Here is an 18,895-nt window from a genome sequence, read left to right on the forward strand (position 1 = left end):
CGGCCCGTGAGGTCGGCGGTGCCGACCCTTCCGACCGCGGACCTCGCCGCCTGGACGTCACCGGCTCCAGGCATGGCGCCACGGGCCCCAGATCGCGGAAGCGGTTTCGGTCAGCGGGTGTTGGACCCTACGTTGGGGTGTTGATGACCCCGAACAGCACTCATTCCCCCAGTTGTCCATCCGTCGCTCGCCTCTCACCGGGCCCTCAGGTATGACCATGGCACCAACTCCCCCGGAGCCGATCCGCATCCTGTTCGTCGGAGGCCACGGCAGATCGGGCAGCACCCTGGTCTCCCGCGCGCTCGGCGCGGCCGACGGCGCGACCTGCGTCGGCGAACTGCGTTACCTCTGGACCCAGGGCGTGACCAAGAACCAGCTCTGCGGATGCAGCAAGAAGTTCCGACGGTGCGCCTTCTGGCAGGAGGTCGGCCAGGCCGCCTTCGGTGGCTGGCGCAACGTCGACGCCGCCGAGATGGCCCGGCTGCACCGCTCCGTCATGCGCATCAGGCACGTCCCGCGCCACGTCCTGCCCGGCGCCACGGGCGCCTTCGCCCGCCACGTCCACCGCTACGCCGAGACCATGGCCGCCGTCTACCGCGGGATCGCCGAGGTCAGCGGGAGCCGGGTGATCGTCGACTCCTCCAAGTTCCCCACCTCGGCGCTGCTGCTGCGCCGGGTCTCCGGCATCGACCTGCGCATCGTCCAGCTCGTACGCGGCCCGCACGGCGTCGTGCACTCCTGGTCGCGCAGGGTCCAGCGCGCCGACAAGAACGGCCGGCTGATGGCCACCCACTCACCGGCGCAGACCGCCGCTGAGTGGCTGGCCTTCAACGCCGCCATCGAGTCGTTCCGCCTGACCAGCACCCCGTGGACGCTCCTGCGTTACGAGGACTTCGTGGCCCGGCCGCACCGCGAGTTGTCGCGGGTGCTGGAGTTCGCCGGGCTGCCGGCGGCCGGCACGCAGTTCGTCGGCGACGGCACGATCGACCTGCCGGCCGACCACAGCGTGGCGGGCAACCCCATGCGCATCCGTACGGGTGAGGTGCCGCTGAAGGCGGACGAGGAGTGGCGCTCGGCGATGCGCCCGTCCCGCCGCCGCATGGTCACCGCCTTCACCGCCCCCGGCATGCTGCGCTACGGCTACCCGCTGCGCTGATCCGGGCACCTTCTCACGGGGACGCGAGGGCGGCGACCGTGAAGCGGCGGTTGGCCAGGCTGGGGTTCTTGGCCCGCACCTGCTCGATCCGCTCGGCCGACAGGGGGCCCGACGCGAGGCCCTCCGACTCGCCGGCCGACGCGACGATCGTGCCCATCGGGTCGATGATCATGCTCTGGCCGGTGCAGTTGGGGCCGGACTGGCCCGCCATGACCATGTAGGCCGTGTTCTCGATCGCGCGGGCGCGGGCCAGCGTGATCCAGTGGTCCTCCTTGGCGGGGCCGGCCACCCAGGCGGCGGGCACGATGACGGCGTTCGCGCCGGCGTCCACGAGCAGCCGGGAGATCTCGGGGAAGCGCAGGTCGTAGCAGGTCATGACCCCGAACGTGAGCCCGCCCAGCTCGAAGGTCAGCGGCGTGAACTCCGCGGGCTGGATGCGGTCGGACTCCTTGTAGCCGAAGGCGTCGTAGAGGTGCACCTTGCGGTAGACGCCGATGTGCCCGCCGTCGGCGTCGAAGGCGACCACGGTGTTGGAGGCGCGGGGGTTGTCCGGCAGCTTCTCCGTCATGCCGGCGACGACGGCGATGCCGTGGCGCTTGGCGGCCTCGCCGACCGCGGACACGAAGGGGCCGTCCAGCGTCTCCACGGCGCCGCTGATGTCGGCGGTGACGTCGGGGTTGCTGTACATCGCGTTCTCGGGAAGCACGACCAGGTCGAGCTTGTCGCCTGCGGCGCGCTCGATCAGCCCGCGCACCTTCGCGAGGTTCGACTCCTTGTCGGTGGTGGCGCCGAACTGGGCCACAGCGATCTTGATGCTCATCTGAACTCCTTAACGAACGGCGGTCACGCGAAGTACTTGGCCGCGCCTGAGTAGTCGGAGATGCGGCCTCCGGCCGCGATCGCCTCGCGGGCGGGGATCTCGGCGTCCTCCTTCTTCTTCAGCACCGCCGCGATCTCGAGTGCCTCGGCCGGGTCCAGGATCGCCACCCCGTCGGAGTCGGCGAACACCACGTCACCCGGGGAGACCACGACGCCGCCGATCGACACGGGCACGTTGATGGACCCCTCGATGCCGGAGATCCGCGTGGTGTGGGCGGCGATGCCCCGCGAGTAGGCGGGGAACCCGTAGCCGGTCATCTCCTCGATGTCGTTGATCCGCCCGTCGATGACGGCGCCCACGGCTCCCCTCGTCTTGGCCGTGAACGACACCAGCCCGCCGAAGCACGACCGCTGCTCGTCGCCGCTCTGCTCGACGACGAGGACGTCACCGGGCCGCAGGTCGTCGACCGCGACGTGCACGGCGGTCGAGTCGAGATGCGGCAGGCGCACCGTCACCGCGGTGCCGACGAACTTCAGCGGCCGCGCGTTGGGCGTCAGCCCCCGGGGGAAACCGTGATCGCGCAGGTGGCCGAGGGTCGAGGTGCAGACCTGGCTCAGGGCCTCGGCGATGCGGGGATCGATCGAGGGGGCGGACGGATGACGGACGAACATGAAACAACTCCCGATAACTGATATCTGCAGGTCCTAGCGCAGGACCTTCTTCAGGCCGGCCGCCCGTTCGATGACCACCATGAACAGCACGCTGATGGCGATCAGTACGACCGACAGCGCCGCGATCTGCGGATCTGTCCGGCTCTCCACGTAGTGGAAGATCTCGACGGGCAGGGTCGTGGCCTGCGGCCCGACGACGAAGAGGGAGATCACCGCCTCGTCGAAGGAGATGAGGAAGGCGATCACGCCGCCGGCCAGCACCCCGGGGGCGATGAGCGGCAGGGTCACGCGGGTGAACGTGCGCCAGGGGGACGCCCCCAGGGTGCGGGCGGCCTCCTCGCACGAGCGGTTCATGGTCATCAGGCTCATCGAGGTGGTCCTGACGACGTAGGGCACCGTGATGGCCAGGTGAGCGACGATGAGCCCGCCGTACGTGCCGGTGATCTTGAGAGGGGCGAGGACCAGCAGCAGCGCGAGCCCGAGGACGATCGCCGGCACCATCAGCGGTGACAGGAAAAATCCGGACATGGCCTCGCGGAACCGGAACTCGTGCCGCGTCAGCGCTATCGCGACGGGCACCCCGATCAGCAGCGCCAGCAGCGCCACCCCCACGCCCACCACGGCACTCACCTGGAACCCGTGGATGAACTCCGCGTTCTGGGCCAGGCGCTCGTACCACTGGAAGGTGAAACCCTGCGGTGGGAAGGACATCGTCGACTGCGTGTCGAACGAGATGACCAGCACCATGAGGATGGGCGCCAGGAGGAACAGGTACAGCAGGGTCACGACCACCCTGGTCGGCCAGCCTCTGAACTTGGATGTCACGCCGTCCCCCTACTGGGCCTCGATGCGCCGCAGCGCCCGCTGGTAGATGACGATGACGACGGCGAAGAGCGCGAGCAGGATGAACGCGATCGCCGCCGCGAACGGCCAGTTGAGCGTGGCCGTCGCCTGGTCGTAGATCTCGGTGGCCAGGTAGAAGACCTTTCCGCCGCCGACCAGCCGCGGCGTGACGAACGAGCTGATCGTCAGCACGAACACCAGCAGCGCCCCGGTCAGCACGCCGGGCATGCTGAGCGGCCACACGATCCGCCAGAAGGTACGCCACCGGTTGGCTCCGAGGCTCTGCGCCGCGTGCTCCAGGTCCGGGTTGAACCGGCCGAAGCCCGCGAGCAGGCAGAGGATCATGTACGGCATCATGATCTCGACCAGCGCGATGTACACGCCGATCCGGTTGTTGATCAGCGCGAGCGGCTGGTCGACCAGGCCGGCGCCCATGAGCGACCGGTTCACCACACCCTGGTTGCCGAGCAGGACGAGCCACCCGTACGTACGCACGACGGAGCTCGTCAGCAGCGGCGCGACGGCCAGCGCCACCAGGATGCCCTTGAACCTGGACTCGGTCCTGACCAGGAACAACGCGATCGGGTACGACACCACGATCGTCATCACCGTCACGCCGAGGCCCAGCAGCGTGGTCTCCCACGCCATGTCCCAGTAGTAGGAGTCGCCGACGAACTGCGCGTAGGAGTCGAGGGTGAACGTCTCCTCGATGTACCCGGTGGAGTCACCGCGGTTGAAGCTCATCCGCAGGAGCCAGGCCAGCGGCAGCACGAAGGAGACGGCCAGGCCGAGCAGACCGGGTACCGTCAGGCCCAGCACGGTCAGCCGGGCGGATCGGGTCTTCGCACTCATGTCAGTACCAGGGCGTCCTCGGTCTGCCAGGACAGCCGCACGGTCGCTCCGCGCTCCAGGCGTTCCGCCGCGCCGGCCACGGACTGGACGGACACGGTGTTGTCCCCGACCCGCACGCCGTACTCGATGGAGTCGCCCACGTAGACGACCGTCTCGACGGTGCCGTGGGCGTCGTCGGCCGCCGCCTTGCTCACCTGCATGCGGTGCGGGCGGACCAGCACGGTCGCCGGCCCCTTCGCGCCGTGGTCGTCGACGGCCCGCAACTGTCCCAGCCCTGCCACGTCGACCTCCGCGACGCCGCCCGCGGTGTGCGTGATCTCGGCGTCGAAGAGGTTGGCGCGGCCGATGAAGTTGGCGACGAACCGGTTGGCGGGGTGCTCGTAGATCTGCTCGGGCGTCCCGACCTGCTCGATGACGCCCTCCGACATGACCACGATGCGGTCGGACACGGCCAGCGCCTCGTCCTGGTCGTGGGTGACGAACACGGTGGTGATGCCCAGCTTGCGCTGGATCGAGCGGATCTCCTCACGCATGGTGTCGCGCAGCTTGGCGTCCAGGTTGGACAGCGGCTCGTCGAGCAGCAGCACCGCCGGCTCGATGACCAGGGCGCGGGCGAGCGCGACCCGCTGCTGCTGGCCGCCGGAGAGCTGCTTGATGCGGCGGCCGCTCAGGTGGCCCAGCCTGACCAGGTCGAGCGCCTCCTCGACCCGCCGCTTGGCCTCCGCCTTGGAGGTGCGGCGCATCTCCAGGCCGAAGGCGACGTTGCGGGCGACGTTCAGGTGGGGGAAGAGCGCGTAGTTCTGGAAGACCAGGCCCATGCCGCGCTGGTGGACGGGGGTCCTGGTCAGCTCCTTGCCGTCCAGGTGGATATGGCCCGACGTCGCCTCGATGAGGCCCGCGATCATCCGTAGGGTCGTCGTCTTGCCGCACCCGGAAGGGCCGAGGAGCGAGACGAACTCGCCCTGCTCGATGCCGAGCGTGAAGTTCGCGACGCTGGGACGCTCCGCCCCTGGATATTTCTTGACGATGTCGTCGAGTCGCAGGAAGGACATCGCTCGCCTCAGCTCGCCAGGATCTCGCGGCGCCACAACTGCGTCCACTTCTCACGGTTCTCGGCCACCTGCGTCCAGTCGACCTGGAGGATCTCGGCGGACTTCTCCGGGTCGAGCGAGGTGCGCTTAAGCGCCTTCTCGCTCGGCTTCGCCTTGGTGTTGGTGGGCGCGTAGTACATGGCCTCGGTGAAGGATTCCTGCGACTCGGGGCTCAGCGTGTAGTTGATGAAGGTCTGCGCGGCGGCGGGAGACGGCGAGTCCTTCACCAGGTTGATGGTGTTGATCTGGAAGATCGTCTGCTCGTCCACGATGGCCACCTTCAGCTTGCCGTGGCTCTCGTCGGCGTAGTACTGGCCGCGGGCGTTCCAGCCGACGGCCAGCGCCGCGGTCCCCGACTGCACGAGCGTGTACGAGTCGGGCTGCGGCGACCAGGTCTGCACGTTCGGCGCCAGCTGCTTGAGCCGGGCCACGCCCTGGTCGACGGACTTGGTGTAGTCGCCGCCCGCCTTGGCGTTCTCGATGAGCATGAGGCCGGCGCCCTGGATGTCGGGCTGGGCCGGCACCACGACCTTGCCCTTGTACTTGGGGTCCCACATCGCGTTCCACGAGGTGGGAGCGGGGCTGACGGATTCGTTGTAGAGCAGGACGAGGCTGTCGAACGTCAGGGCGGGGCCGTAGTTCCCCTCGACCTTGCCGCGCGGGTCGATGTCCTTCATGTTCGGCACCTTGGCCGGGTCGAGCGGCTGGAACACCTCGGACTTGTTACCGGTGCCGGAGGTGGAGATGTCCATGATCGAGACGTCGGTGTCGGGATTGTTCCGCGCGGCGCGCAAGGACGCCAGGTTCTCGGCGGAGTTGGCCGAGCCGACGAAGTTCACCTTGATCTTCGGGTATTTCTTCTGGAACGGCTCGATGACCGACTTCTTGAAGACGTCCTCGAAGATTCCCGAATATCCCTTGACGGTGATGGTTCCTGAGTCGGGCGCGTTGTTGGTGGGGGTGCTGGAACTACCGGAACAGCCCGCCACCGTGGCCAGCGTGAGGGCGAGCAGCCCGCCGGCCAGCGGCTTCAACTTCATGGTGGTTCTCCTTGTGACGACCGGGCCGACGACGGAGCGACGATCACGGGGTCGAGCTGCTGCAGCGCCATCTGCCGTGAATACGACTTGTCGATGTGCTGCCGCACGAGCGTCTCCGACTTGTCCGGATCTTTCTCCTTGAGTGCGGCCTGGATCGCCCGGTGGTCCTCGTTGGTGTTCTCCATGCCGAGCGTGCTGTGGGCCAGGTACCAGATCCGCAGAGATCCGCAGTTGAGCCGGTTCACCGCCTCCGCCAGGAACGGGTTGTCGGTCGACTTCGCGATCTCCAGATGGAACTGGTGGTCGTACTCGATGGCCCCGTACGGCTGGCCGGCCGCGATCTCGTCGTCGATGCGATCGCAGATCCGTTCCAGCTCGTCCAGTTGCGCAAGGGTGGCGCGCCTGGCCGCCAGCCGTGCCACGGGCTCCTCCAGGAGGTGGCGCGACTCGTACAGCCTGGACAGATCCTTGACCCGGATCCCGCGCACGTAAGGGGTGCGGTGCGGCGGGTAGTTGATGAACTGCTCGTCGGCCAGCTTCTTGAGCGCCTCCCTGATGGGGGTGCGCCCGAATCCGTAGCGGGTCGAGAGCATGGCGTCATCCAGGGGCATGTCCTCAACGAGGTCCCCTGTGACGATCGCCCTTCGCAGCGCGTGGTACGCCTGCTCGGTCTTTGTCCGTCCGGTCAAGGTCATCCGTATACCCTCGATATATTTGAAGTACAAGGAAAGTACGAGACGGTCCGTACCCAGGTCAAGACCCTGAGCTCAGCTATTGTGATCGGTCATCGAAGGACCGTCAGCGCAGGATGCCCTCGTGCAGGGCGCGCAGCACGGCGTTGGTGCGATCGCGGGCGTCGAGCTTGAGCAGGATCGTGGACACGTAGTTCTTCACCGTGCCCTCGGCCAGGAACAACGCCCCGGCGATCTCCCGGTTGGCGTAGCCCTCGGCCACGAGCCGCAACACTTCGAGCTCGCGCTCGGTGAGCTCCTGCACCGGTGCCGCGTCGCCGCCGGCCGGTGGGGGGCCGGAGCGGATCGCGCGCAGCAGCCGGTCGGTGATCGACGGCGCGACGAGCGTGCCCCCGCCGGCCAGCGTGCGCACCGCCCTGGTCAGCTGCTCCAAGGTCACGTCCTTGAGCAGGTAGCCGCGCGCGCCCGCCCGGAGCGCCTGCAGCACGAGCGTGTCGTCGTTGAAGGTCGTCAGCACGAGGACCGGCGTCTCGATGCCGCGCTCACGCAGGCATTCGAGCGTCCAGATCCCGTCGTAGCGCGGCATTCTCAGGTCGAGCAGCACCACGTCCGGCGTGGTCGCCGCGATGACCTCGATCGCCGCCCGCCCGTCGTCGGCCTCGCCGGCCACCTCGACGTCGGCGACCTCCAGCAGGCTGCGGATCCCCTGACGGACGAGCGTCTGATCGTCGACCACCACGACCCGGGTCACGACGCCGGCACCTCAGCCGTCACCCGGAACCCGCGCCGGCCGTCGACACTGACCTCGCCGCCGAGCGCTTCGAACCGCTCGGCCAGCCCGCGCAGCCCGTTGCCGAGCACCGGATCGGCCGCGCCACGGCCGTCGTCCACCGCGGTCAGCCGCACCGCGTCGCCGTCGGACGCGACCTCGATCCACAGTTCGCGGGCCCCGGCATGCCTGATCGTGTTGGTGACGATCTCCTGCACGGCTCGTACGAGCGCCGCGACCTGCTCCTCGCCTGCCCGCACCTCGGGCGCGACCTCGATCGACACCTCGAGGCCGGGCAGGTCACGCACGACCTGCCGCAGGGCCTTCGTGAGGTCGGACGACTCGGTGCGCAGCCGGCCGACGGTGGCGCGTACGTCGCCCAGCAGGTCGCGCGCCACCCGGTCGGCCCGCTCGACGTGCTCCCTGGCCCGCTCCCCGTCGCGGTGACGCGCCGCCTCCAGCTCCAGGGTGAGCACGGTGAGCTGGTGCCCCATGAGGTCGTGCAGTTCGCGCGAGATCCGGAGCCGCTCGGCGGTGCGCGCCGACTCCGACAACAACACGCTCGCCGCCTGAAGCCCGACGTGCGCCTCGGCCAGCTCGCGCCGCATCTTCTGCTCCCGCATGGTCGCCAGCGAGCTCAGCAGCGTCGCCGCCTGGATGAGCACGTAGAAGCCGATGCCGAGGGCCGTCTCCGGGGCGTCGAGGCCGCGCCAGGCCGCGGACACGGCGAGCACCACGGTGTTGAGCCCCACCACGACGAAGCCGGCCCACGGGGGCACGACGTGGACGCTCATCGCGGCGACGATCACGAGCAGGATCGGCAGGAGGTTCCAATGCTCCGCGGCCACCACCACGACCCACGCCGCCACGACCGCCGCCGCGAACGCCCCGTGGCGGGCCCACCGCGGACGGCCCGAGCCACCGGCGACGAGAACGGCCGCGATGAACACCACGAACAACGTGATCCACAGGGCCCGGGGGATGACCGCATCGGCCGCGCCGACCAGGACCGGACCGCCGGCCACGACCGACACGACGAACATCGCCAGCCCCGACCACTCCTCCGGCCCGAGTCGACGCATGGCCTCACCCTAACGCGGGCCCGCCGCCGTCCTCGGGTGCCGAAAGTCATACGCGCGTTCCCTGACCATCGGCACAGGCGCGCGCCCGCCGGGCCCGCCTAACGTCGCCGCATGGAAGAGACGGACACGGCAGTGGAGGCCGCGAACCTCCGCAAACGCTACGGCGACACGGTGGCGGTCGACGATGTGAGCCTGCGCGTCGGGACGGGCGAGATCCTTGGCATCCTCGGCAGCAACGGAGCCGGCAAGACCACCACGGTGGAGATGATCGCCGGGCTGCGGACACCCGACAGCGGGCGCGTCCGCGTGCTCGGCCTCGATCCGGGGCGCGACCGCGCGAGGCTCCGCCAGGTGCTCGGGGTCCAGCTCCAGGAGGCCCAGCTCCACCACGCGCTGACGGTCACGGAGCTCATCGGCTTGTTCCACAGTTTCTACCCGCATCCGCGACCCGTCGGGGAGGTCCTGGAGCTCGTCGGGCTGACCGACCGGCGTACGACCCGCTTCGAGAAGCTCTCCGGCGGCCAGCAGCAGCGGCTGTCCATCGCCGTGGCCCTCGTCGGGCGGCCCCGCGTCGTGATCCTCGACGAGCTCACGACCGGGCTGGACCCGCGTACGCGCCGGCGGATGTGGGCCGCGGTCGAGCGGCTGCGCGACGAGGGGGTCACGGTCCTGCTCGTGAGCCACGCGATGGAGGAGGTGGAGCGGCTCTGCGACCGGGTGGCCCTGCTCGACTCCGGCCGCCTCGTGGCGCTCGACACGCCCGCCGGGCTGGTGGCCGGAACGGGGGCCGCGAACCTCGACGACGCGTTCGTCGCCCTTACCGGATCGCGGGCGGAGGAGCTCTCATGACCGCCGACGACGTTCGTCCCCCATCTCGTTTCACGGCCGGAGGGAACCTCATGACAGCCGAAGCCCGCCGTCCCGGCCTCGGGTCGTGGCTGACGCTCATCCGGTGCGAGGCCAAAATGGTCGTCCGTGACACGGCCGGGCTCGTCGTGCCCATCGGGCTGCCGATGCTGATCCTCGTGATGAACGCCTCGGCGGCCGGCGGCCAGGTGGTGAACGGCCTCACCGCGCTCGACCTGTACGTCCTCCCCCTGGTGCTGACCATCGTCATCGCCACCATCGGCGTCGTCAACATGCCCAGCTTCCTGGCGTACTACCGGCGTACCGGGATCCTGCGCCGCCTGTCGGTCACGCCGGCCTCGCCGGCCATGGTGCTGATCGCCCAGACCGTGGTGAGCGCGCTGCAGACGATCATCGGCATCGGGATGGCGATCACCGTGGCCATGCTGGTGTTCGACGCCAACCTCCCGCTGCGTCCCATGACGGCGCTCGGCCTGCTGCTGCTCGCGACCGCGGCGATGTACGCGGTCGGCATGATCGTGGCCGCCGTCGCCCCGACGCCGAACTCGGCCGTGGCGATCGGGCTCGTCGCCTTCTTCGGCCTCGGCGCGCTCGGCGGGCTGTTCGGCAGCCGGGACAACATGCCCGAGACGCTGGCCATGGTGGGCGAGTGGCTGCCGTTCGGCGCCACCGTCGAGGTCCTGTCGAACGCCTGGGCGGGCACCCCGATCGAGCCCCTCCATCTGGTGAGCCTGTCCGTGACGGTCCTCGTCGGCGGCGTCGTCGCGGCCGTGTTCTTCCGGTGGGACTGACCGGGGCCGCGCAGAGCTCGTACGCCGAAGACCTGGCGTTTTGTCCGAAGTGGGGCTTAGGATCGGGCAGCGATGGTTGCACCAAGAGCGCGGCTTTCGCGGTTGCTCGACGACCTCGGACGCATGTTGCTCGACCTCATCGCGTCTCCCGGGGACCTCGACGGCGAGCTGACAGGCGTGGCGATTCACGGTCCGGGCGACGAACTCATCGTCGAACCGGGCGAACTGGTGCTCGGAGTCGGTCTGCACGACAACGACGCGATCGCCGAACTGCTGCGCCGCCTCGGCGAGCGCCGTGCGGTGGGGCTCGTCGTCAAGCACCCGGTGACCGCGGACGAAGCCGTCGCCGCGGCGGTGCGCGACAGCGGCGTGGCGCTGTTCGGGCTCAACCGCGCGGCCTCGTGGTCGCACGTGGCCGCCATGCTGAGGGCGTTGCCGCCGGCCACGACCGACGTCGCCGGCGGGGCCGACCTGCTCGCAGGCGCGCCGGCCGGTGACCTGTTCGCCCTCGCGAACGCCGTCGGGGCGCTGCTCGACGCGCCCGTGACGATCGAGGACCGCGCCTCGCGCGTGCTGGCCTTCTCCGGCCACCAGCACGGCGCCGACCAGGGCCGGGTCGAGACCATCCTCGGCCGGCAGGTGCCCGACCGCTACACGCAGCTGCTGGAACGGCGCGGCGCGTTCCGCGAGCTGTCCAAGGGCACCCCCGTCTACGTGGAGCCCCTGGCCGAGGACATGATGCCGCGGGTCGCCATCGTCGTCAGGGCCGGGGACGAGGTGCTCGGCTCGATGTGGGCCGTGGTCAAGGAGCCGCTGTCCGAGGCGCGAGCCGCGGCCTTCGCCGACTCGGCCAAGATCGTGGCGCTGCACATGCTCAGGGCCAGGGCGGGGGCCGACGTCGGGCGCAGGCTCAGCGCCGACCTGGTGGCCATGGTGCTGGAGGGCGGGCCCGGAGCGCCGGAGGCGGCCAACCGTCTCGGCCTCACCGACGGCCGGCTCTGCGTGATGGCCGCCCGGGTCGTCACGGGCGACGCCGCGGACACCGAGGCGGCCATGCAACGGCTGCGCGACGCCCTCGCCCTGCACTTCGCCGCCGTGCACCCGCGCTCGGCCGCGGCCCTGCTCGGCGGCACCACGTACGTCGTGCTGCCCGTCGGCGCGAGCGGCGACCGTGACGGCACGGCGTCCGTCGTCCGGCTGGCGGTGGACTTCCTCGCCCGGGTGGGAGCCCGTACGGACGCCGTCATCGGGGTCGGGCGGGCCACCACGTCACTCGCCGAGGTGACCCATTCGCGCCGCGAGGCCGACCGGGCGCTGCGGGTGCTGCAGACCGACCGGCGCGGCAGGCGCATCGCCCGCTACAGCGACGTGCAGGTGGAGTCGCTGCTCCTGCGCCTGGCCGACCTCGTCGCCGAGGACGGCGAGCTCCACCTCGGCTCGCTCGGGGCGCTGGTGGACTACGACGCCGAGCACGAGAGCGGCTTCGTCGACACCCTGTCGGCCTACCTCGACGCCTTCGGCAACGTCGCGGAGGCGGCCGCCGCGATGCACCTGCACCCCAACTCGTTCCGGTACAGGCTGCGCCGCGTGTGCGAGATCACCGGTATCGACCTCACCGACGCCGACGCGCGGCTCGCCGCGACGTTGCAGCTGCGCCTCTTCCGCGTCGCCCGGGACCGGGGCGTGGTCAAGGAGGCAGGATCCGCCCGGTCCCGGTGACGCCCGTCACGACTCGCCCAGCAGGCCCCACTGCTCGGTGTTGTAGGTCGGGAACCCCAGGCTGTTGTCCCTGACGTTGCCGAGCTTCGCGCTGTAGGCGAGGAACGACCTGTTCTGGTAGAGCGGCAGGATCGCGTAGTCCGACGAGACGATCCTGTCGGCCTCCTGCAGCTTCTTCGTCGCCTCCTCCGCGCCGCCGGCCGACAGCGCCTCGTTGAGCAGCCGGTCGACCTTGGGGTTGCCGTAGTTGTTGAGGTTGAACCGGCAGAAGGTCGTGTCATCGGGGCAGCTCAGGTAGTAGGGGATGTTGCTGGTCGCGGCGAACGGCGACTGCGTCACCGTGGCGACCGTCATCGCCCAGTTGCCTTCCTGCACGGCCTCGATGGTGTTGGCCACGGTGGCGACCTGCACGTCCAGGCCCAGCGGCGCCAGAGCCGCCTTGACGAGCTGCGCCTCGCTGGCGCGCAGCTGGTCTCCCGCCTGCACCACGATGCGCAGCGGGGGCACGGCCTTGCCGCCGGGGTCGGCGAGCTTCGATCCGACCCCGGTGTACCCCGCGTCGGTCAGCGTCTTCTTCGCCTTCTCGACGTCGCCGACGCCGTAGTCGTACTCGCTCACCACGTCGGCGTAGCCGGGCGCGCCGTCCACGAACATGTGGCTCAGCAGCGGTTTCGCGGTGTCGTCGAACTGCCCGATCGTCTTGTCGATCACGTCCTGGACGCGGACCGCCTGGAAGATCGCCTTGCGCAGGGCGACCTCCTGCAGGGCGCGGGCGTTGAGGTTCAGCCACAGCTTGTGGACCGACGAGCCCGGCGTCACCTGGTAGCGGACCCCGGGCAGCTCCTCGACCTGCTGGACGATGTCCACCTGCGGGTTCGGGTAGATGACGTCGACCTCCCCGTTGGCCAGCGAGGTCGGTTGCTGCGCGACGTCCGTGATGAGCCGGAAGACCAGCTTGTCCAGGTTCGGGGGCGGGCCCCACCACTTCTCGTTGCGGACCATCACCACGGAACCGTCGGCGGTGTACTCCTCGATGCGGAACGGCCCCGCCGAGAACTTCGGCACCGACTTGGCGAACCCCTCGTTGAAGCTCTTCTCCAGGCCCTCGGCGGTATCGGTCGGCCCGTACGTCTCCGCGACGTGGGCCGGCAGGACCGGCGAGAACAGCGCCTGCCAGTCGACGTACGGCTTGTCGAAGACGACGGTGACCGTGCGACCGTCGTCCGAGCCCTTGACCGACTTGATCCGGTCGTAGCCGGCCGTGTTGGACGCCTGGCACTTGGGGCACTCGCGCGGGTCGAGGGCCCGCCAGGTGTAGGCGAAGTCGTCCGCCGTGATCGGCCGGCCGTCGGACCAGACCGCCTTCGGGTCGATCGTGTACTTGATCGTCTGCGGGGAGTCGCCGACCTTCTCCGCGCTCGTCACGAACGTCTCGTTGCGGACCGGCGTATTGTCCGGCTTAATCATGAACGCGCCGGGCAGCAGCACGCCCGAGATGTCGAGCACCGAGTAGGTCGCGCCGGCGGAGTTCAGCACGTTCCAGTTGGAGATCGGATAGGTGATGCTGTAGGTCGCCGTGCCGCCCGTGGCGACCTTCGCGGTGTTCACCGTGTTCACGTCGCCGGAGACACGGCCGTCGCCGGACGCCGTGCCGCCGCCTCCGCCCGCGCAGGCGGCGAGCAGCAGTGCCACGGCGCTCGTCGTCAGGGCCAGGGAGTGCTTCCTGCGGAAAGCCATGGTCTGCTCCAGATGCAGAGGGAAAGGGTCAGGGACGCTCGCCGCGCAGCTGCGCGACCGCGTTGGCCGCCGCCCAGCCGAGCAGCGCGTCGAGGTAGGGGGCGTTGGGTGCGGGGTCTTCGGCCCGGGTGAAGACGCCCACGGCGTACCTGCCGCCGTCGGCGTACTCGACCACGCCGACCTCGTTGCGGACCAGCGGGAGGGTGCCCGTCTTGCCGCTGATCACGATGTCGTCCCCGGGGAACCCGCTGGTCAGCCGGTGTGGCCAGATCTGGTCGCCCATCCAGCCGCGTACGAGCGCGCACGCCTCGGGCGGGGCCGCCTCGTCCCGCCAGATGCCGGCGAGCAGCCGGGTGATCTCCTCGGGCGTCGTCCGGCAGGTCCGCTCGGGCACCAGCGCCCGCAGCGCCTGGAGGCGTTCCAGCGGCACCCCGGCCAGTTGCCGCTCGTCGTCGCGGTAGTCGATGTCGAGGTCCTCCTCCAGGGAGGCCAGGATCTCCGCGCAGTTCTGCGGCACGGCCGTCGCGGTGAGGCCCAGCTCGGCCAGCAGTGCCGCCACGCGGTCCTTGCCGACCCGGTCGATGACGAGGTCGGTGGCCACGTTGTCGCTGATCACGATCATCAGGTGGGCGAGATCCCGGTACGAGATGACGGTGTCGTCGCGCTGCACCGACAGCCCGTACGGCGACGGCACTCCGCCCGGCGGCACCGTGATCCGCTCGGTCAGGTCGATCTCCCCCGCCACCGACCGGCGGGCCAGTTCGAGGGCGACCGGCACCTTGAGCACCGAGGCGGTGACCACCGAAGTGTTCTCCCCGACGCCCACCGATCGGCCGGTCTCCAGGTCGCGCGCGTGCAGCCAGATGTCGGCACCGAGCTCGCGGGCGTGGTCGCGGATCTCGCCGGGGGTCGCCGCCCTGGCGGTGCTCCGCGGCCGGAGGCGGGTCGCGGTCCCGCGCAGGTGGTCGACGGCCAGCCTGGCCACCGTGCCGACGCAGGCATCCGCGGCGGGGATGCGGTATTCGTAGGAGTCGGTCCGTACGAAGACGGCGACGGCGAAGCGGCGGCCGCCGAGCTCGACGACGCCGACCTCGTTGCGCCAGAACCGCAGGGTGCCCGTCTTGGCGCTCACCCGCGCGTCCGGCTCGGTGAACCCGGAGCGCAGGCGGTGCGGCCAGGCCTGCAGGCCGAGGATGCGGCGCATCTCCGCGCACTGCTCGGCGGGCGCCGCCTCGTCGTTCCAGACGGCGGCGAGCAGCCGGGTGATCTCGCGGGGGGTGCCTGCCTGCAGGGACCGCTCCGGGTCGACCGCGCGGGCGGCGCGCCACACCTCGGGGCCGGCCTCCGGGTCCGGCACGTCCTCGTAGATGCTCTGGTAGATGTCGTCGCAGGTGCCGTCGACCCGGGTGACGCTCAGGCCGAGCTCGCGCAGGGTGGCGTTGATCGCCTCGGTGCCGAGCAGGTCGACGAGCAGGTCCGTGGCGGCGTTGTCGCTGACGCTCATCATCCAGTAGGCGATGTCGCGCAGCGAGAGCTCGATCGGGTCGGCCATCACCGACAACCCGGTCGGCCCCGCCGAACGCCCTTCGACGGGTACATCGATCCGCGCGGCGGGGTCGAGCCGCCCGTCGCCGAACCGCCGGAACGACTCCACGAGCACCGGGATCTTGAAGACGCTGGCCAGCACCACGAGCCCGTCCTCGCCGTACCCGATCTCCTCGCCGCTGTCGAGGTCGACGGCGTGCGCCCACGCCCGCGCGCCGACCTCGCCGAGAACCTGCTCCACCTGCTCCTTCACATGTTCCTCCTGTCGTGTCAGCGCCGGCGCCGCAGAGCCCGGCCGGGCAGGCGCCCGGTGGGTACGCCGTCGGCGAACGCGGTCTGTCCGTTGACCACCACGTGCCGCATCCCGGTCGCGTACTGGTGGGGGTTGTCGTACGTCGCGACGTCGCCGACCGTGTCCGGGTCGAACACGACGACGTCGGCGTAGTTGCCGGGGGCGAGCACACCGCGGTCGCGCAGGCCGAGGTTGCCCGCCGGCAGGCTCGACATCCGGCGCACGGCCTCGCCGAGGGTGAGCAGCGACTGCTCGCGCACGTACGTGCCGAGGATGCGGGCGAAGCTGCCGTAGGCGCGAGGATGGGTGGGCACGTCGGAGTACGGCGGTTCGGCGGCGAAGGTGGGGGCGTCGGAGCAGACCGACACCCACGGCTCGCGCAGGGCCGTACGCAGGGTGTCCTCGTTCATCATGAAGTACATCGCGTGCAGCGCCGGCTCCTGCTCGACCAGCCGCAGCAGCAGCTCCACCGGGTCGGCGCCGACCGCCTGCGCCGCCTGGGCCAGGCTGAGCCCGCGGTGCTCCGCCACCGGCCCGTCCGGGTCGGGAAGCAGCATGACGCCGCTCGCGCCGCCGGCGGCGAGGTAGAGGTTCTCCCAGCGCTCCGACGGCGTGACGACGGCCTCGCGGATGCGGGCGCGTTCGCCGGGGTCGGCGAGCCTGGCCACGAGCGCCTCGTGACCGCCGTCGTGGAACTGCGGCGGGATGGAGGCGCCGAGCGAGGTCTGCCCGGCGAGATAGGGATAGACGTCGGCGGTCACCGGCCGGCCCGCGGCCCTGGCCGCCTCGATGCGCTCGATGGCCCGCTCCATCTTCGGCCAGTTGTGCCGTCCCGCGGTCTTGAGGTGGTAGATCTCCGCGTGCAGCTCCGCCCGGCGGCCGATCTCGATCAGCTCGTCCACGGCGTCGAGGAAGTGGTCGCCCTCGCTGCGCATGTGGGAGATGTACATGCCGCCGTGCCGCGCGACGACCTCGCACAACGCCACCAGCTCGTCGGTCGGGGCGAAGCACCCCGGCGGGTAGATGAGCGCCGACCCGAGGCCCAGCGCGCCGTCGGCCATCTCCTCGTCGAGGACGCCGCGGACGTGGGAGAGCTCGGCCGCGGTCATCGGCCGGTCGTCCGCGCCCGCCCCGATCATGCGCAGGTTGTGCGCACCGACGAAGCTCGCGACGTTCTGGGACACCCCCTTGGCCTCGAGGTGGGCGAGGAACTCCGACAGGCGCTCCCAGGTCAGCGGCGGATCGTCAGGCGTCATGCCGGGTTCGAGCTCCGCCCTGATCGCGGCGGTGAGCGGGCCGATCGAGATCCCCTCGCCGAAGACCTGGGTGGTCACGCCCTGGTAGAGGTCCGACAGCCCGCGGCCGTCCCGCTCCAGCGTGAAGTACGCGTGGCTGAGCACGTTCACGAACCCGGGCGCGACCACCAGGCCGGTGGCGTCGAGCACGGGCGCGTCCACGTCGCCCCCGCCGGGGCCCACCGCGAGGATCCGGTCGCCCTCGACGAGCACGTCGGCCACGCGGCCCGGCCCGCCGCTGCCGTCATGGACTGTGCCACCGCGAATCACCAGGGTCGTCGACATGCGAGCATCCTGCGACGCCGGGGCCACGCAGCAGTTCATCCGATCGCACGAACTCGGCGGCGACTTTACGTCCCTCTCCACGAAGAGCCCGCCGGGCCGGTGGACTGCACTGAGCTCCTAGGCGTGTGCGGTACGACGACACGGAGGTCGAGCATGGAAAGCGCAGCCACGAGGCGGACGCTGTTGAAGGCGTCTCTCGCCGGTGCGGGCGGGGCGGTGATCAGCGCCGGGGTGGTTCCGGGTGCGCGGGCCGCCTCGACCGGCCGGCATCGCCCGGACTGGCACCGTCGCATCGACGAGATCGTCGCCGCCATCGAGCCGGAGGGCGCCGGCGTCACCGTGGCCGTGAGCAAGAAGGGCCGTACGGTGTTCGCGAAGGGCTACGGCCTGCGCGACCGCGGCCTGCCCGACCACTTCACCGGCGAGGACTTCTTCAAGGTGAAGCAGCTCGACGAGGTGCTCCACCTGCCGCGGGGCCGGCGGCGGCCCACCTTCGACACCGTCCACAACCTCGGCTCCATCAGCAAGGGGTTCACGGCGGCCGCGGTCCTGCTGCTCCATGAGCGGGGCAAGCTGTCGGTCCACGACCGGCTCGGCACGTTCCTGCCCGGCTACCGGCGGGCCGCCGACGTCACCTTGCTCCAGCTGATGCACCAGGTGACCGGCATTCCCGACTACAACAACTTTCCGCTGTTCCAGCCCGCATACGACGCCTTCGTCGCCTCCGGGGAGACCGACCACTCGGCGGTCGTCACGAAACTGGAGTCGCTGCCGCTCCAGTTCGAGCCCGGATCGAAGTACGCCTACAGCAACAGCAACTTCCTGCTGCTCGCGCTGGTGGTGCAGAAGGTGGCCAGGATGCCTCTCGGCCGGTTCCTGCAGCGCCACTTCTTCGGCCCTCTGCGGATGCGTGACACGACCCAGGGCTATCCAGCGCGCGGCAGCCGGGACGTCGCCCTCGGCTACTACGCCGAGACCGACGGGGTGCGCCGCGCGTACCAGTGGAGCCTGCCATGGCTGACGGGCGCCGGCGGGCTGACCGGCAGCGCGCGCGACCTCGCCGTGTGGGACGCGGCGCTGTCGCGGCCCGGCCTGTTCCGCCAGAAGACGCTGCGGATGATGTTCACCCCCGAGCTCGACGGTTACGCGTGCGGCTGGGTGATCCAGAAACACGACGGCAAGCCGTACATCTGGCACAACGGCGGCATGGGCGGGTTCCGTACCATGCACGCCATGTTCCCGGACCAGGACATCTCCGTCATCCTGCTGAGCAACGACCAGACCACCTATCCCGCGATCGACCGCAGCGCGCCCAAGATTTTCGACGCCGTGCGAGAGATCTGGTAGC

17 protein-coding genes are annotated in these 18,895 nt (G+C 70.3%); 5 read left to right on the forward strand and 12 right to left on the reverse strand.

Annotation, left to right across the window (positions count from 1 at the left end; all coding sequences use genetic code 11):
• Positions 1 to 217 precede the first annotated feature (217 nt).
• Positions 218 to 1,156: a sulfotransferase gene (locus tag E1295_RS16055; RefSeq protein ID WP_166427254.1), complete on the forward strand. Its 939-nt coding sequence runs from the start codon at positions 218 to 220 to the stop codon at positions 1,154 to 1,156.
• A 13-nt stretch (positions 1,157 to 1,169) separates the two neighbouring features.
• On the opposite strand, the gene E1295_RS16060 is transcribed toward E1295_RS16055, so the two are convergent.
• From E1295_RS16060 to E1295_RS16100, 9 genes are all read right to left on the reverse strand, one after another.
• Positions 1,170 to 1,976, reverse strand: coding sequence for a carbon-nitrogen hydrolase family protein (locus E1295_RS16060; protein ID WP_181957999.1), 807 nt, complete (start codon positions 1,974 to 1,976; stop codon positions 1,170 to 1,172).
• 23 nt (positions 1,977 to 1,999) lie between these two features.
• Entirely contained in the window at positions 2,000 to 2,647 is a 648-nt protein-coding gene (locus E1295_RS16065; RefSeq protein WP_132631078.1) for an RraA family protein, read from the reverse strand.
• A 33-nt stretch (positions 2,648 to 2,680) separates the two neighbouring features.
• Positions 2,681 to 3,472, reverse strand: a complete 792-nt coding sequence (locus E1295_RS16070) for an ABC transporter permease (RefSeq protein WP_220448739.1) — start codon at positions 3,470 to 3,472, stop codon at positions 2,681 to 2,683.
• Between the two features lie 9 nt (positions 3,473 to 3,481).
• Positions 3,482 to 4,342 (reverse strand): ABC transporter permease, encoded by an 861-nt coding sequence (locus E1295_RS16075; RefSeq protein WP_132631079.1) that lies wholly within the window; start codon positions 4,340 to 4,342, stop codon positions 3,482 to 3,484.
• Positions 4,339 to 5,394 carry an ABC transporter ATP-binding protein gene (locus tag E1295_RS16080; RefSeq protein ID WP_132631080.1) on the reverse strand — a complete coding sequence of 352 codons (1,056 nt, stop codon included), beginning with the start codon at positions 5,392 to 5,394 and terminating at the stop codon, positions 4,339 to 4,341. The genes E1295_RS16075 and E1295_RS16080 overlap by 4 nt, the downstream gene beginning before the upstream one ends.
• An 8-nt stretch (positions 5,395 to 5,402) precedes the next feature.
• On the reverse strand, positions 5,403 to 6,473 hold the full coding sequence (locus E1295_RS16085) for an ABC transporter substrate-binding protein (protein ID WP_132631081.1): 1,071 nt from the start codon (positions 6,471 to 6,473) through the stop codon (positions 5,403 to 5,405).
• Positions 6,470 to 7,162 carry a GntR family transcriptional regulator gene (locus tag E1295_RS16090; RefSeq protein WP_166427255.1) on the reverse strand — a complete coding sequence of 231 codons (693 nt, stop codon included), beginning with the start codon at positions 7,160 to 7,162 and terminating at the stop codon, positions 6,470 to 6,472. The genes E1295_RS16085 and E1295_RS16090 overlap by 4 nt, the downstream gene beginning before the upstream one ends.
• 109 nt (positions 7,163 to 7,271) lie before the next feature.
• Positions 7,272 to 7,916 (reverse strand): response regulator, encoded by a 645-nt coding sequence (locus E1295_RS16095; protein WP_132631083.1) that lies wholly within the window; start codon positions 7,914 to 7,916, stop codon positions 7,272 to 7,274.
• Positions 7,913 to 9,016, reverse strand: coding sequence for a sensor histidine kinase (locus E1295_RS16100; protein WP_220448740.1), 1,104 nt, complete (start codon positions 9,014 to 9,016; stop codon positions 7,913 to 7,915). Before E1295_RS16100 ends, E1295_RS16095 begins: the two co-directional genes overlap by 4 nt.
• A gap of 111 nt (positions 9,017 to 9,127) precedes the next feature.
• Between E1295_RS16100 and E1295_RS16105 the strand changes: the two genes are divergently transcribed.
• From E1295_RS16105 to E1295_RS16115, 3 genes are all read left to right on the forward strand, one after another.
• Entirely contained in the window at positions 9,128 to 9,865 is a 738-nt protein-coding gene (locus E1295_RS16105; RefSeq protein WP_132631084.1) for an ABC transporter ATP-binding protein, read from the forward strand.
• Between the two features lie 50 nt (positions 9,866 to 9,915).
• Positions 9,916 to 10,674 (forward strand): ABC transporter permease, encoded by a 759-nt coding sequence (locus tag E1295_RS16110; protein WP_132631085.1) that lies wholly within the window; start codon positions 9,916 to 9,918, stop codon positions 10,672 to 10,674.
• Positions 10,675 to 10,746: 72 nt separating this feature from the next.
• A complete protein-coding gene (locus tag E1295_RS16115; protein ID WP_132631086.1) occupies positions 10,747 to 12,393 on the forward strand; it encodes a helix-turn-helix domain-containing protein in 1,647 nt (548 codons plus the stop codon).
• A 6-nt stretch (positions 12,394 to 12,399) separates the two neighbouring features.
• On the opposite strand, the gene E1295_RS16120 is transcribed toward E1295_RS16115, so the two are convergent.
• From E1295_RS16120 to E1295_RS16135, 3 genes are read right to left on the reverse strand one after another with little or no spacing between them, the layout of a single operon-like run.
• Positions 12,400 to 14,130 (reverse strand): ABC transporter family substrate-binding protein, encoded by a 1,731-nt coding sequence (locus tag E1295_RS16120; protein WP_132631087.1) that lies wholly within the window; start codon positions 14,128 to 14,130, stop codon positions 12,400 to 12,402.
• A 28-nt stretch (positions 14,131 to 14,158) separates the two neighbouring features.
• Positions 14,159 to 15,928, reverse strand: a complete 1,770-nt coding sequence (locus tag E1295_RS50940) for a serine hydrolase (RefSeq protein WP_246080073.1) — start codon at positions 15,926 to 15,928, stop codon at positions 14,159 to 14,161.
• Between the two features lie 17 nt (positions 15,929 to 15,945).
• Positions 15,946 to 17,547: an N-acyl-D-amino-acid deacylase family protein gene (locus E1295_RS16135; RefSeq protein ID WP_132631088.1), complete on the reverse strand. Its 1,602-nt coding sequence runs from the start codon at positions 17,545 to 17,547 to the stop codon at positions 15,946 to 15,948.
• A gap of 183 nt (positions 17,548 to 17,730) precedes the next feature.
• Between E1295_RS16135 and E1295_RS16140 the strand changes: the two genes are divergently transcribed.
• Positions 17,731 to 18,894 (forward strand): serine hydrolase domain-containing protein, encoded by a 1,164-nt coding sequence (locus tag E1295_RS16140; RefSeq protein WP_220448742.1) that lies wholly within the window; start codon positions 17,731 to 17,733, stop codon positions 18,892 to 18,894.
• The last annotated feature ends 1 nt before the right edge of the window (position 18,895 follow it).

This window comes from Nonomuraea mesophila (genome assembly GCF_004352805.1).
GTDB classification, from domain to species: domain Bacteria; phylum Actinomycetota; class Actinomycetes; order Streptosporangiales; family Streptosporangiaceae; genus Nonomuraea; species Nonomuraea longispora.